Source organism: Pseudomonas sp. VEM90, assembly GCF_054611535.1.
The window spans coordinates 29,618-42,183 of sequence record NZ_JBTRAR010000012.1 but is presented as its reverse complement, the minus strand read 5'-3'; the positions used below and the strand labels follow the sequence as shown (position 1 = coordinate 42,183).

At 60.1% G+C, this 12,566-nt stretch carries 13 protein-coding genes and 1 pseudogene; 2 read left to right on the top strand and 12 right to left on the bottom strand.

Annotated features, from left to right (window positions below; genetic code table 11):
- Positions 1-5: 5 nt before the first annotated feature.
- The 8 genes from ACYCCG_RS13390 to ACYCCG_RS13355 form a co-directional block, all read right to left on the bottom strand.
- Positions 6-1,082 carry a TonB-dependent receptor domain-containing protein gene (locus ACYCCG_RS13390; RefSeq protein WP_459670739.1) on the bottom strand — a complete coding sequence of 359 codons (1,077 nt, stop codon included), beginning with the start codon at positions 1,080-1,082 and terminating at the stop codon, positions 6-8.
- A 46-nt stretch (positions 1,083-1,128) separates the two neighbouring features.
- Positions 1,129-1,509, bottom strand: a complete 381-nt coding sequence (locus ACYCCG_RS13385; protein WP_209965716.1) for a DUF2946 family protein — start codon at positions 1,507-1,509, stop codon at positions 1,129-1,131.
- Between the two features lie 127 nt (positions 1,510-1,636).
- Positions 1,637-1,927: a c-type cytochrome gene (locus ACYCCG_RS13380; RefSeq protein WP_010954210.1), complete on the bottom strand. Its 291-nt coding sequence runs from the start codon at positions 1,925-1,927 to the stop codon at positions 1,637-1,639.
- Between the two features lie 306 nt (positions 1,928-2,233).
- A complete protein-coding gene (locus ACYCCG_RS13375; protein ID WP_339533541.1) occupies positions 2,234-3,709 on the bottom strand; it encodes a PepSY domain-containing protein in 1,476 nt (491 codons plus the stop codon).
- Between the two features lie 5 nt (positions 3,710-3,714).
- Positions 3,715-5,868, bottom strand: coding sequence for a TonB-dependent receptor (locus ACYCCG_RS13370; RefSeq protein WP_129932988.1), 2,154 nt, complete (start codon positions 5,866-5,868; stop codon positions 3,715-3,717).
- Positions 5,869-5,939: 71 nt separating this feature from the next.
- Entirely contained in the window at positions 5,940-6,329 is a 390-nt protein-coding gene (locus ACYCCG_RS13365; protein WP_209965719.1) for a DUF2946 family protein, read from the bottom strand.
- Positions 6,330-6,457: 128 nt separating this feature from the next.
- Positions 6,458-7,741 carry a DUF2254 domain-containing protein gene (locus tag ACYCCG_RS13360; RefSeq protein ID WP_459670735.1) on the bottom strand — a complete coding sequence of 428 codons (1,284 nt, stop codon included), beginning with the start codon at positions 7,739-7,741 and terminating at the stop codon, positions 6,458-6,460.
- A gap of 31 nt (positions 7,742-7,772) precedes the next feature.
- Entirely contained in the window at positions 7,773-8,645 is an 873-nt protein-coding gene (locus ACYCCG_RS13355; RefSeq protein WP_176684181.1) for a LysR family transcriptional regulator, read from the bottom strand.
- A gap of 101 nt (positions 8,646-8,746) precedes the next feature.
- Between ACYCCG_RS13355 and ACYCCG_RS13350 the strand changes: the two genes are divergently transcribed.
- Together ACYCCG_RS13350 and ACYCCG_RS13345 are read left to right on the top strand one after the other, a co-directional pair.
- Entirely contained in the window at positions 8,747-9,160 is a 414-nt protein-coding gene (locus tag ACYCCG_RS13350) for a VOC family protein (protein ID WP_021784645.1), read from the top strand.
- A 158-nt stretch (positions 9,161-9,318) separates the two neighbouring features.
- Positions 9,319-10,641, top strand: coding sequence for a cation:dicarboxylate symporter family transporter (locus ACYCCG_RS13345; protein WP_459670732.1), 1,323 nt, complete (start codon positions 9,319-9,321; stop codon positions 10,639-10,641).
- Here the strand turns inward: ACYCCG_RS13345 and folE2 are convergent.
- The 4 genes and pseudogenes from folE2 to ACYCCG_RS13325 all read right to left on the bottom strand — a co-directional run bounded on the left by folE2 (position 10,638) and on the right by ACYCCG_RS13325 (position 12,474).
- Positions 10,638-11,543 (bottom strand): GTP cyclohydrolase FolE2, encoded by a 906-nt coding sequence (gene folE2, locus ACYCCG_RS13340; protein ID WP_176684183.1) that lies wholly within the window; start codon positions 11,541-11,543, stop codon positions 10,638-10,640. The two genes, ACYCCG_RS13345 and folE2, sit on opposite strands and share 4 nt — an antisense overlap.
- Before the next feature lie 50 nt (positions 11,544-11,593).
- Entirely contained in the window at positions 11,594-11,791 is a 198-nt protein-coding gene (locus ACYCCG_RS13335) for a GTP-binding protein (RefSeq protein WP_256122356.1), read from the bottom strand.
- A pseudogene (locus ACYCCG_RS13330) lies at positions 11,754-12,026 on the bottom strand (GTP-binding protein); the annotation flags it as partial. The gene ACYCCG_RS13335 and the pseudogene ACYCCG_RS13330, both read right to left, overlap by 38 nt.
- A 46-nt stretch (positions 12,027-12,072) precedes the next feature.
- Positions 12,073-12,474 (bottom strand): Fur family transcriptional regulator, encoded by a 402-nt coding sequence (locus tag ACYCCG_RS13325; RefSeq protein WP_020190656.1) that lies wholly within the window; start codon positions 12,472-12,474, stop codon positions 12,073-12,075.
- Positions 12,475-12,566 lie beyond the last annotated feature (92 nt).

The following is a 12,566-nucleotide window of genomic DNA, read 5'->3' as shown; positions in this document are numbered from 1 at the left end:
AGGGCTCAGAAGCCCATCTTCACACCCAGTTGCGCCGAAGTGCCGGGCATCGGGTAGTTGGTGCGGTAGGCGTAGTCACGGTCGAACAGGTTTTCCACGGCGACGAACACTTCGCCGACCTTGCCCAGTGCGGGTACGGCATAACCTACGCGCATGTTGACCACGGTGAAGCTGTCGACCTTGGAGAAGTTGCTGGCGCCGGCGGTGCGTTCCTCGGCCAGCACGTACATGTCTTTCTGGTACTGCGCATCAGCCGACAGGCGCCACGGCCCGGTTTCGTAGGTGGTGCCCAGCGACAGCGATTTCTGCGGTGCGTAGGGCAGGGTCTTGAGCGAAGGGTCGAGCCAGGTGAACCCGACGAAGCTGCTCCAGTTGCTGGTCCAGCGTTGCTGCCAGGTGGCTTCGGCGCCCTTGATGTTGTAATCACCCAGGTTGATATACGACGGGCGCGACACCGACGGTGGGAAGGCAAACAGGTAGCGGTCCTGCAGCTTGTCCTTGAACACCGCCAGGTCGAGGGTGGCGCTGTCGATCGGGTTGAAGCGCACGCCCAGTTCCTGGTGGTCGACTTTCTCGGGCTTGAGGTCTTTCCAGGTTTCGCCGAGCGCCGGAATCAGGCTCGACATCACCGAAGCTTCCAGGCCGGGGTAGTTGATGCCGCGCGAGGCGTTGGCGCGGAACTCGACATTGTTCGACGACAGCAGCAGGCCTGCGTGCGGGGCGGTGGCGTTGTCGAACACGTTGTGCTCATACGTGCGTACGCCGGCCGACGGGGTCAGGGTCCAGGTGTCGTTGAGGGCAAAGGCATGGCTGACGGCGACGTGCGGCGATGTCACGCGCAGGGTGGGCGCGTCGAACTTCGCTTGTGGCGCCGGGGCGATGCGTTTGAAGTGGACTTCGCCCTTGCTCTCGTCGATGTCCAGGCCCAAGGCCACTTCGCCGCCTTGCCAGGGGCGCAGCTGCTCTTCCCAGCGAATGCCCTGCAGGGTGAAATCACTGAGATTGTCTTGTTCTTCATTGCTCTGGGTATTCCTGAATGCAAAAGTTGCAAGGCGAGCCGTGGTCCGCGCACTCGGCGACACCCCATGTGAATAGGCGCCAAGGGCGTGGTGCGGCTATCGGGCTGATTCAGGGCAGGGCGGGGGAGGCACGGGGATTGGCTGCAGGCCAGCGTAGGCGAGGCCAGGTGGCGGGGAAGATGGGAAGTAAGGGCTTGCAGGCTTGTCGGGCGAATGCCACGCCCAGCAGCTGCAGGGTGATGGCCAAGCCCGCATGGTTGCACAGCGGGCAATCGATGGTGGATACGCCAGCCAAGGCGGAGCCGAGCCCTTTGTCGAAACTGACCGCGCTGGCTGCAGTCGCTAAGTGGCTACAAAAAGTGCCACCTGCACCGTTGAGCATCAAGCCGCTGGCCTGACCATGCCCTATGCCGCAATGCAGCACTGCGAACAACACGCAGGCGTAGATCCCCCAGCTGAGTGCGCGGCGACGTCCTGCTGCTCGATGCATATCCTTTGCCCGGTGTTCGCTGTGATTGAAAATGGCGAGGCGCGAGTCCAGCAACGCCGCCCATCATGGTTAGGTGCGACCAGGTTGCCAGGGGCGCACAGTATCTGGCGCGTCCCTGGCGCACGAATCACTTGGACATGTAGTCGATTACGGCCTTGTAATCGTCGGCGGTGCAGTCCATGCACAGGCCGCGCGGCGGCATGGCGTTGAAGCCTTCGGTGACGTGCTTCACCAGAACATCGTTGCCTTGGGCCAGCCGTGGCTTCCAGGCCTCGTGGTCACCTTTCTTCGGCGCCATTGGCAATTGCCCGTTGTGGCACATCTGGCAGGCGCGGTTGAAGACCGCCTCCGGGTCCTGGGCTGCTTGAGCCAGGCTGGCGGTTGCCAGGCAAGCAAGCATTGCCAGTGTTTTCTTCATGACCGACCTCTCAGGTTTTTTATTGGAAGGCAGAGTCTAAGAGCGTGGTTATCCCTGTCAGGTGCGACGTTCTGACGCATGTGCGATGTCAGGGCTTCATCTACCGGTCTGGCTGGCGGGGTGCGGCGAACTGTCGCAGGGTGGCGGCTTGCAGGTGCCGTGCTACGTTGAAGTTGATCCGGTGTTTTACTCTTGGCAGGGTTTTCATCGGGTCAAACAAAAGCCGGGGCGCATTACCGTCCCGGCTTTTGTTTTTTCAGTGATCAGCGGCAATCGCTCAGGCCGCTGCCAAACACGAAAGGAGGCTCAACCGCGAACTCGAGTGGTCATTCTGCGTAGCCTTCGCCAGCCTAGTACGACGCCGCTGAGTGAAACCACCAGACCGCCGATGCTCAAGGCGATGATCAGGCCTTCGCGTAACACCGGCCTTTGCAGCAGTGGCTGCAGATCCCAGCTGTGCAACAGGTTGAACAGCCAGCGACCGGTGCGTTGCCTGGCGTCGTGGCTGGCTACCACTTCTGCACTGGCCGGGTCGAGGTAGACCCACGTGCTGGCAGGGTCGTTGAAGCGCAGGCGCAGTACCGGCAGTGGGCGGCTCTGGAAGCCGTACATGCTCTGGGCGTCACGGGTGAAATAGTAGGCGTCATAGTGCCCTTGCCAGTTGGCCTGTACCTCGACGCCTGCCGCCATCGCACGGGCTGCTGTCAGCAAGCGTTGTTCTGACAATGCCCGCGCCGGCGGCGCGCCGGCTTCCAGAATCCGGCTATCGCCGGCGGCATTGCGGGCAACCAGGAAGGTGTCGCCGCCCAGGCGTTGCCACTGGATTTCGACAGGGTTGAACCCAGGCTCCCGGCCCAGGCTGGCCATGGCCTGGGCAACCGTCTGGCCGATATCCATCGCGCGTAGCGGCCCCTGACGTAGCGCCTGGGGGGCCAGCTGCGAACGACTGTCGGTCACACCCCAGGGGCGCATCGACATGAGACCGCTGAATACCCACAGCACCAGCACCGTGCCGAACAGTAGCCCGCCAATATGGTGCCAGCGCAGCCAGCCGCCAGAGTAGGGGCTGCACGAGCCGCTGCGATAGCGCTTGCGCAGCCGCAGGCGCAGTATGCCAACGGTCATGCCCAGGAGCGCCATGACCGTTGCGCCCAGGGACAGGCCGATCACCAGGGTACGCCAGCCGTTGTCGAAGCCGAACCCGCCCCGTAGCGGATAGAGCCAATGCAGCCATGCACCGACCCAGTTCCAGGCACGCTCCTGGGCGGTGGCGTCACGCACCACTTCGCCGGTGCGGCTGGACAGGTACAGCCAGGTGCCGGCTGTATCGTCTACCTGCACATAATGCAAGGGGCGGTCGCCATCCAATGCCCTGGAGTGGGTCCACATGTCCTCGTCCACGGTGCCCAGGTAAGCCAACCCAGCGTCACCAGCATACTGCCGGGCATTGGCCAGGGCCCAGGCTGCGTCGGCCCGAGCCAGAGGTTCGCCGCTGGCGGCATCGAGGATGACGCGACGACCGTCGGCCAGTTCCAGCAGGTAGTGCGCGCGCCCGCCCAGGCTGGTCAGGCGCAGCGCCTTCAGCGGCTGTTGCGCCCAATGCTCGGGCAACTCGGCGCAGCACCCCGCCGGCAAAGCCGGCAGGTGGGCGAGGCGCTCAGCCGGTGTCAGCTTGGGGTAGCCGACGTACAGCATGACCACCCCGGAGACGAACCACAGCGCCATGAACAGGCAGGCGACGATGCCCAGCCAGCGGTGCCACAGGTACAGCTGGCGCTTCACGCTCATCAGTAGCGCCACTGCACAGCGACTTCGAGGCTGCGCGGTTCACCCAGGTAGTACTGGGTGTTGGTCTGGTGGATGAAGCGGGCATACACCTCGTCGGTGAGGTTGCGCAGCCGCGCGCTGACTTGCACGTGCTTGTCCAGGTCGTGGGTCATGGACAGCCCGTAGACGGTGTACGACGGTACCCATGCGGTGTTGGCGGTGTTGGCGTACACCGATGAGACATAGCGGGCATCGGCCCCGACCTGCCAGCCGGGCGCCAGGTCGTAGGTCAACCAGAGGTTGGCCACGCGGTCGGGGATGTTGACCGGGTTCTTGCCCTTGCGCGAGTACACCACGCCGCCGATGGTCTCGTTGAATTCATCGTATTCGGCATTCACCCAACTGAAGTTGCCTGCCGCCAGCAGCTTGGGCGTGACCTTGAACGAGGCTGCCAGCTCGATGCCGGTGGAGGTCTGCTGGCCCGCCTGCTCGGTGGTGTTGGGCACGGTCGAGGAGGGCACGGAGATATCTTTGCGCACGATGCGATACGCCGCTGCCGTGGCCGAGCCGCGGCCGTCGAGGAAGTCGAACTTGCTGCCTACTTCGACCTGACGGCCGGTGCTCAGGTCGAAGTCGCCGACCTGGCTGATCGAGGCGCTGGTCAGGGTACCGCCTGGTGGTTCGGCCGAGGTGCTGTATTGGGTGTACAGGCTGACGTTGGAGGTCAGGTCATAGACCAGGCCCAGGCGACCGGTGATGGCGTCCCAGCGTCGGTCCAGCCTGGCTCGCGCCACATGGTCGACCACGTCGAAGTCGATATGGTCGTAGCGCAACGCGGTGATCAACGACAGTTGATCGGTCAGGCGGGTACGGTTCTCGACGAAGGCCGAGGTGGTGTCGGTGGTGGTGGTTCTGCCCTTGGTCATGGGCGCGTCCATACCGGGGATATCGAGGAAGTGCCCGGGTTCGAAGCCGTTCGGGTCAACCGTGTCGAATGCCCCCTTGGACAGCGGGTAGTTGGTTTGCTGGTTGGTGCTGTAGTCCATGCCGAACGCCCAGTCGCTGGCCAGGCCGAACAACTGGCCCTGGTGGGTCAGCTCGAGCTTGTCGCCGTTGACCTCCTGGTCGTGCCGCTGGCGATAGCCGCCCGAGCGAGCGATGGCGCTGTTGTCGGCGTTGTAGCGATACACCTCGAGATTGCGGTAATCGCGCTGGCCGTTGTAGTGGTAGAAGGTATTACGCAGTTGGGTGTTGTCGTCGAAGCGGTAATCGGTGATCGAGCGCAGCCACCGGGTGCGCTGCTCGTAGCGACCGTCTTCGACATTGTAGTTGTTGAAACGGTTGTGCTTGTCGATGTGCAAGGTACCGACCAGTGGCTGCAATACCGGTGTGCCCCAGTAGGGGCTGTCCTCTTGCTCTTCCAGGTATTCGATGGCCAGCGTGTGCGAGAGCTGATCGTTGATGTCGCTAAGCAGCGAGAAAGCCAGGTTGCCGGCCCCATTCTCCTGCCGATCGATATAGCCGTTGGTACTGGTGCGGCTGTAGTCGAGGCGGGCATAGTGGCGCGGGCCGTCGCCCGTGTTCAGCGCCTTGTTGAAGGCGACCGACGTTTCCATGGTGTCGTAGCGTGCATAACTGACGCGCCCTTCGAAGGTGTCTTCGTCACGGCTTGCCAGCCGGGTGATGAAATTGAGGCTGCCACCGACAGCGCCGCTGCCGTTGAGGAATGAGGATGGCCCGCCGAGCAATTCGACGCGGTCGTAGATCCAGGCGCCCACCGGGCGCGCCGCGCCGCCATACTGCAAATTGATGCCATTGAACAACTGGCTGATCTGGGCACCGTTGAACCCTCGGTACGACACATATCCGCCCCAGCCGGGCGGAGCCGAGGCGTTAACCCCGGGCAGTGCATTGGCGGCGTCCTGGAAGTTACGTGCGCCGATGCGCTCCATGGTCTTGCGGTCGGCAACGCTGATGGAAGCGGGGTTCTCCCTGGCGCTGAGGTTCAGCCGCGAGCCGCTTTCGATGGGGCGATCAAGGTCAAGGCTGGTTGCCTCCTTGGGTTGATTGGCTGTGGCCGTGACATTGCTGGCTGGCAGGGTCAGGGTGTCATCCTGCGCCCAGGCACAGGTTGCGCTGCCAACGAGCAGCGCCAAAGTGGTCATGCGGAACATGCAAGGCTTCCTGGCTGAAATCGGTGAGCACACGCCAGTTGCCGATCAAGCGGCAGGGGGACGTGGCGATGTCAGAACGTGAGAAGCGAAGCAGGAGAGGCGCGGGGATTGACCAGTGGCCAACGCTGCTTGGGCAGGCGTGGCGGAGGTTGGCTGGGTAAGGGGCTGCCCGGCTCTCCGGCGAGCAGGGTCAGCAAGCCGAAAAATACGGCCAGCAGCGTGGCGCTGAACAGGCTGGCGATGACGCAGTCACCGCCGGCAGGCAGGGTCGCGTCGCTGAAGTCTTGCTCACCTTGGAACATGCCGCTGCTGTCGGCCGTACACCAGGCGGCGTTATCCATGCCAGCCAGGCGCAACCCGGCCATTTGCCCATGGCCCATGGCGCACAACAACGAGCCGAACAGGATGCTGAAATACAGCACCCAGGCGACATGTGATCGTGTGTGTTGGGCCAGCTTCATGGCGGGACTCGGCGTGACAACTGAATGATCGGGTTTGGAGGTTGGCGACGGATTCTACATCTTCTGAAGCATCTGAACAGGGTGATTTTTCAAGCGCGAACATTCAATCGGGTACAGGCGCACGAGACTTATTGAACACCTATGAGTTCGGCAGCGAGAGCGTGGAGTTCGTCCTTGTCCTGTCGCAGCACAAGCCCATTGCCCGCGTGCGCAAGCAATCGCGCGGCATGCCGGCTGCAGGCGGGTTGAAATGCACGGGGGTTGATGTGCGCCAGGCTGACAAGGGCTTTGATCAAGCGCAGATTGACCTCTTGTAAAGCCGCGCCGTCCCGGCTGATCGGTGCAAAAAAATCGTCAAACAGGTCATCCGCCAGCAGTGCATGAACATAGACCTGCGGGCATTCGTTATCCGTGCTTTGCGCTACGGGATGCAGTTTCCCCCAACACGTCAGGCAGCGAATGCCGCGGCCAATGATGTCGATGGCTGTACCGGGATCATTTACCGCAGGGGACAGCGCTCGCGAGGCGATCTCTGACAACACCGAAAGCCCGAAGCGCGGGTCATGCTCGAACGTTCTCCTGAGGCCGATGGTCACGGCAGCGAAAATCTCGAGGTCCAGCGCGCCATTGTCATCGAGCGGCTCGCCATTCACGGCCACGGCCCGTGCCACCACCATACCCTCATGGACAAAGGTGCCAGGCAGGACTTCGAGATAAATTCGAATCTTGGTGTCCGTCGCAATCCTGTTTAGCGTAAGGACATCGATGTGCTGTACATAGCCGGTTTGGCTGCTTTTCACTTCATGGGCTACCCCAGGAAACTTGAAGTCAGGCGGGTAGGCTGCACCGCCCAGGCAAGGGTGTTCAACACGCTGCTCGATGGCTTTGATCACAGCTTTTTCGACACGGTCGATCGTCTCGCCCACGCGCCCTAGTTTGGAGAGGTGATCAATCCAGCGCAGCAAGGTGTAGATGATCAGAACCACAACCGCAATCGTCACGGTGAAAAGCACTACACGACCTTGTGTACCGTAGGCTCCGGTGCTCAGTGCAATGATACCGACGAGGCTGAAGAGAAAGGACCCGATAAAAGTGGCCAGAGCGTTCTGGGTCGTGGCGTCCTCCATGACCAGCGAAGTGGCGCGCGGGGTTACGCCACTGCTGGCGGCACTGTAGGCCGAGACCATTGTACTCAGCGAAAACGTCGTGACGGCAAGCATGCTCGAGGCGATGATGCCCAATATCTTGTCAACCGCATCTGCACCGATACGGGCAGGCAAGGTGACAGGGACCGCATCCTTGAGCACCACGGCCACCAACGCTGTAACCACCCCCAACAGGGAGAAAAGCGTTGCTCTGAACCAGAGACGCTTGGCAATTCTCGTAGCCAACCAACGCCAGCGAGCTATCATGAAGACCTCCTGTTGCCGAGAGTGTAGGCCCTTATGGGAAGTTGCAGTTATTCATAAGCTGTTCCTTCAATACCTCCACAGCTTTAGGCCTTCTGGGGGTGGACTTGTAAAGCAGGACGACCTGGCGCATGTAGCTGTCAGCCTCCGACACGGGTGTTGCATGTACGTCGTCAGTCTTCAACCCCGCCCAGTACGGGACAACAGAAGCCCCCATGCCTTTTGCGACCATGATGTGGATTGCATCTAGCGCATCCAGATTACACAGCACGTCGGGCTGCAGGTTATTGTCATCCAGGTATTGCTGTGCAATCTGCCCACCCCAGGCATTTGAGTCATATCGAATCAGGTTTCGCCCAAGAATCGTCGAGCGGACGTCGCTTTTGTCAATGGGGTCTTTGGTCAAAAGCATCAGGGGTTCTTCTCGAAGCACCTGCATACGCAAGGTTTTAGGGACAGTGAAGGGCGGACATACCATGATTCCCGCATCAAGCGCTCCGGAAGCCACGTGTTCGTAAAGACTGCGCGAGTCCCCTGGCGTGATGCGCAGCCTTAATTGCGGGGCAATGCTTGATAGCTGATTCATGGCCTCCGGCAATATGCCTGTCAACGCCGTAGAAATCGCGCCGATCTTGAGATAACCGGATAGGCAACTGGTGTCCAGATCTTCTTTCAGCTCTGCTGCCCCCTGGATCAGATCTCGAATCTTCGGCAACAACGACAGGCATTTCTCGGTCGGTTCGACAGCATGTGCGCTGCGGTTCAGGAGTTCGCACGCCAGCGATTTCTCGAGTGCTTGTATACGTTGGCTGACTGCAGGTGCTGTCAGGTTTTCCCGTCGAGCCGCCGCTGCAATCGAGCCAGTTTCTATTACTGCCATCAGGCTTTCGAGAAATCGAGTGTCCAAAACATTTCCTTTCGCTGAGAGATGGAAAAATGCGCTTTAGCACGTGCGCGAGGCTACGCTAACCTCCCCAAAAGTTCTATCAGAAACCCAAGAGGTTAGTTATGAAATCGTTATTTCATGTTTCATACCATGTTACAGATCTCGAAGCATCTCGTAACTTCTACGGTAACATTCTCGGCTGCAAAGAAGGCCGCGCGAGTGAAACTTATGTGGATTACGATTTCTTCGGTCACCAGATTTCGCTTCACAAAGGTGTTCCTTTTCCAACGACCCGTACTGGTAAAGTCGGCGACCATGAAGTGTTGATGCCGCATATCGGCTTGGTGCTGCATCTGGATGACTGGTTCGCGATGGCGGACCGCCTGGCGTTTCATGGTGTGCAGTTCGACATACCGCCGGTTGTACGATTCCCTGGCCAACCTGGGGAGCAGCGAACGATGTTTTTCCTGGACCCCAGTGGCAATCCAATCGAAATCAAAGGGTTCAAGGACTTTGAAGGTGTATTTGCCACCTGATTGGCAAAAACGTCCGGGACGCGCCTCCCGCTTTGTCTGCGTGAGGTAAGAGGCGTGTATCGGTGAGTGGCCACTCAATAAAAATAACAGGCTACAACGATGTGTTTGGCATTTTTGCCGGCCAATGTACATTCAAAATTATAATAACTGGAGGACGTATGGCGAAGACTAGTCTGGTGACTAGAATTATTTTAGGGCTTGTGCTCGGGGTTGTAGTGGGGGCACTTCTCAATTTCTTTCCCGAGTACAAAGCCTGGATAATCAGCAGCCTTTTGCAACCCGCCGGCGATATTTTCATCAAGATGATGAAGATGATTGTCATACCCCTCGTGTTCGCGTGCATGGTCGGCGCGATCGCAGGCAATGGTGATAGCAAGGCGATAGGGCGGGTAGGGGTTAAAGCCTTGTTCTACTTCTTCGTCGTGACCAGCATCGCAATTGTGTGCGGCTTGTTGGTTGGCAATCTCGCGCAGCCAGGCGTAGGTGCCAACTTGACGACCCTGGCAAATACCCAAACGCTCTCGCTTCCCTCTACCTCGGAGAGCACAGGGTTTGGTCAAGTCATCCTCAACATCATCCCGGACAATATCGTCGGTGCAATGGCGCAAGGAAAACTGCTGCCTGTCCTGTTCTTCTCGGTCATGTTCGGCTTTGGGCTAAGTGCTCTGGACAAAGAGAAGAAAATGCCATTGATCGCGGTAGTCAATGCCATTTCCGCGACGATGTTCAAGGTGACGCATATCGTGATGCACTACTCACCCATCGGGATCTTTGGCCTGATCGGCGTGACGGTCGCCAACTTCGGGCTTTCTGCGTTGCTGCCACTGGCAAAACTGATTGCCGTCACCTACGTCGCGGTCATTCTGTTCGGCGTGGTCGTGCTGGGCGGCATCGCGAAGGTTGCAGGGATCAACATCTTCGACCTGATCAAGGCGATCAAGGATGAGTTGATCCTGGCGTTCAGTACTGCCGCCTCGGCGACTGTCATGCCCCAGCTGATTGAAAAGGTCGAGGCCTATGGTGCGCCGCGTTCGATTGCTACGTTGGTTATTCCTACGGGTTATTCCTTCAATCTGGATGGTGCATCGCTGTTCGTGGGCATCGGCACGCTGTTCATTGCGCAGCTCTATGAAATTCCCCTGAGCCTGGCTGACCAGGCGATGCTGATCATCATCATGGTGCTGACCTCCAAGGGCGCAGCCGGCGTTCCGGGGGCCATGTTCGTGATCTTGACCGCTACGCTGACCAGTGCCGGCCTGCCTGTGGAAGGTATTGCGTTCATCGCCGGAGTCTATCGCTTGATGGACATGCCGATCACGGCGCTGAATGTCTTGGGCAACGCACTGGCGCCTCTGGTGGTGGCGAAGTGGGAGAACCAATACCGGATGCCTGCTGCCCCGATGGTAGCTGCCGAGGAGCGTTCGCAGGCGACGACGGTTGCTGCGAGCGTTTTCGTCGAAACCGTCGACAAACCGGCTTAGCCAGGGGCCTGCGGGGTAGACCAGGCCGAGGCGTCGTGCGGATGCAGGCTTTCCAGGTGGCGGACGTGCACCTGGGTGTCGCGATAAGCGCTAAGGCATACCTGTATGCGCCGCGCAGCGTCCTCGACGAACATCAGGTTCTGCCCGTTGAGCGCTGCGAAAGCCTGTTCGTCAGCCCGTTTCACGGCGGTCTGAACCGGCGTGCGCAAAGCGCCTTCGACTTGGTCGATCAAGGCCAGCAACCCGAGATCCGGAGCATCGGCAGGCACCGTGACGCGCACTCGAGCTTCGCTGCGCTGGCTATGCGGCGTCGCCAGCGACGCGTTGCTGCGCAGCCACTGCGCGACGGCGCTGGCTTCCAGCAGTGGCTGGTCCTTGAAGGTTCGCAGGAAGCCGTCCTCAATCAACTGCCGGGAGAGAGCGGCCGAGCACGGGCAGGTCGAGGAGTAGCCTATCCTGACCTCGATACTCAGGTTCAGCGCCCCGCCGACCTTCGTCGCGAGCACGTGAACCGGGTACGACTTCCATCCAGAGAGGCCCTCGGTCACCAGTGCAGGGCGGCGAACCAGCAGGTCGAAATCCAGGCGCAGCCTGGCATTGCGGCTATCGCAATCCTGATGGCTGTCGATCATCTCCTGCAACAGCGCAAAGAGGCTTGCCGGCGACACCGCCGCAGCCTGCCCCCAGGCGTCCAGCAGGCGATACAGCCTGGACATGTGAATGCCTTTGACATGCGGTGCCGGCAGGTCGACCTGGACATCCGCCCGCGCGTGCAGTTCACGCTGGTAGGTCGGTTCTTGGATCCTTACCGGCAGGTCGATACCCTGCATGCCGACCCATTGCAGCGGGCTGAGGCTGGGGGCCAGGTCGGTGACGGAAACGTCGGGTAATGCTGAGCTCATCATGTATATCCAGTGGTGGGAGCCTTGCACGTGGCAGCAAGGCGTATGAATCAGTAGTAACCTTTGGAGCGCACCACCCCAGGCCATTCGCTTTCGACTAGCGCATAGAAGCGGTCAGGCTGGAAAGGTCGGCGTGCGCGGTAGACGAAGCTGGCGATGCCGTATCTTCCGTTTCGGGTGTGTGGGTGCCGCGCATTTCCTGTAGCCGAGCAGGAGGTCTTCGCGCAAGGTGCAGCAAATGCAGCCATTGCTCATCTCCACCAGCTTTTCGTCGGTGCGTGACAGCTCGGCGCCACCCTCGCATATCAGTGCGGCATCGATGTTCACATCGCTCATATCGTTGACGATCACCGCGACTCGCCGGCCTTCGCGGTTGTTCAGAATATGGTTGAGCAGGGTAGTCTTGCCAGCTCCGAGGAAGCCGGAAAGTACAGTGACGGGCAGCCGCGCGGCTTCGTTGGTATGGGGGACAGGGGTGCTCATCGGGAGGCCTCATGATAAAGGGTGGTGCGCATGCGTGCGGCTCTGCTCAGTCCTCGCCTGCATCACGGCGAGTACAGGCGGCGCATTTACCGTGCAGCTCGATGACCGAGCTGCACAGCGAAAACACGTTCTGTTTCATCCAGTGCCCCAGGGCCTGGTTCAGGTGCGGTACGTTGAACTCATCGACATGGCCGCAGCTGTCGCAGATAGCGAACGCTCTGAAACCTGCTTCGCACTGGCTTGGGCAGGTGCAGCTGACATAAGCGTTCAAAGACTCCAGCCGATGAATCAACCCTTGTTCGGCCAGGTGGCCCAGCGCGCGGTAGATCTGCGTCGGCGCCCTGACACCTTCATTGCGCAGGCTGTCCAGAATGGCGTAGGCACTGAGCGGCTTGTCGGCTTGCTGAAGCGCCGTCAGGACACGTTGCTGATTGCTGGTCAGTTGCATGCAGGTCTCCTTCCGTTGGCGGGCAGTCTTCATTTTGTTCTGGATGCGGGATGTTATAAAGTAACAATAATAAAATGGCTAGCGAAATTGCC

Bases quoted from the DNA above. Each gene is read 5' to 3' on its own strand.
- ACYCCG_RS13385 (WP_209965716.1), bottom strand. From the start codon at position 1,509: ATGCATCGAGCAGCAGGACGTCGCCGCGCACTCAGCTGGGGGATCTAC.
- ACYCCG_RS13380 (WP_010954210.1), bottom strand. From the start codon at position 1,927: ATGAAGAAAACACTGGCAATGCTTGCTTGCCTGGCAACCGCCAGCCTG.
- ACYCCG_RS13370 (WP_129932988.1), bottom strand. From the start codon at position 5,868: ATGTTCCGCATGACCACTTTGGCGCTGCTCGTTGGCAGCGCAACCTGT.
- ACYCCG_RS13365 (WP_209965719.1), bottom strand. From the start codon at position 6,329: ATGAAGCTGGCCCAACACACACGATCACATGTCGCCTGGGTGCTGTAT.
- ACYCCG_RS13360 (WP_459670735.1), bottom strand. From the start codon at position 7,741: ATGATAGCTCGCTGGCGTTGGTTGGCTACGAGAATTGCCAAGCGTCTC.
- ACYCCG_RS13350 (WP_021784645.1), top strand. From the start codon at position 8,747: ATGAAATCGTTATTTCATGTTTCATACCATGTTACAGATCTCGAAGCA.
- ACYCCG_RS13345 (WP_459670732.1), top strand. From the start codon at position 9,319: ATGGCGAAGACTAGTCTGGTGACTAGAATTATTTTAGGGCTTGTGCTC.
- folE2 (WP_176684183.1), bottom strand. From the start codon at position 11,543: ATGAGCTCAGCATTACCCGACGTTTCCGTCACCGACCTGGCCCCCAGC.
- ACYCCG_RS13335 (WP_256122356.1), bottom strand. From the start codon at position 11,791: ATGGCTGCATTTGCTGCACCTTGCGCGAAGACCTCCTGCTCGGCTACA.
- ACYCCG_RS13325 (WP_020190656.1), bottom strand. From the start codon at position 12,474: ATGCAACTGACCAGCAATCAGCAACGTGTCCTGACGGCGCTTCAGCAA.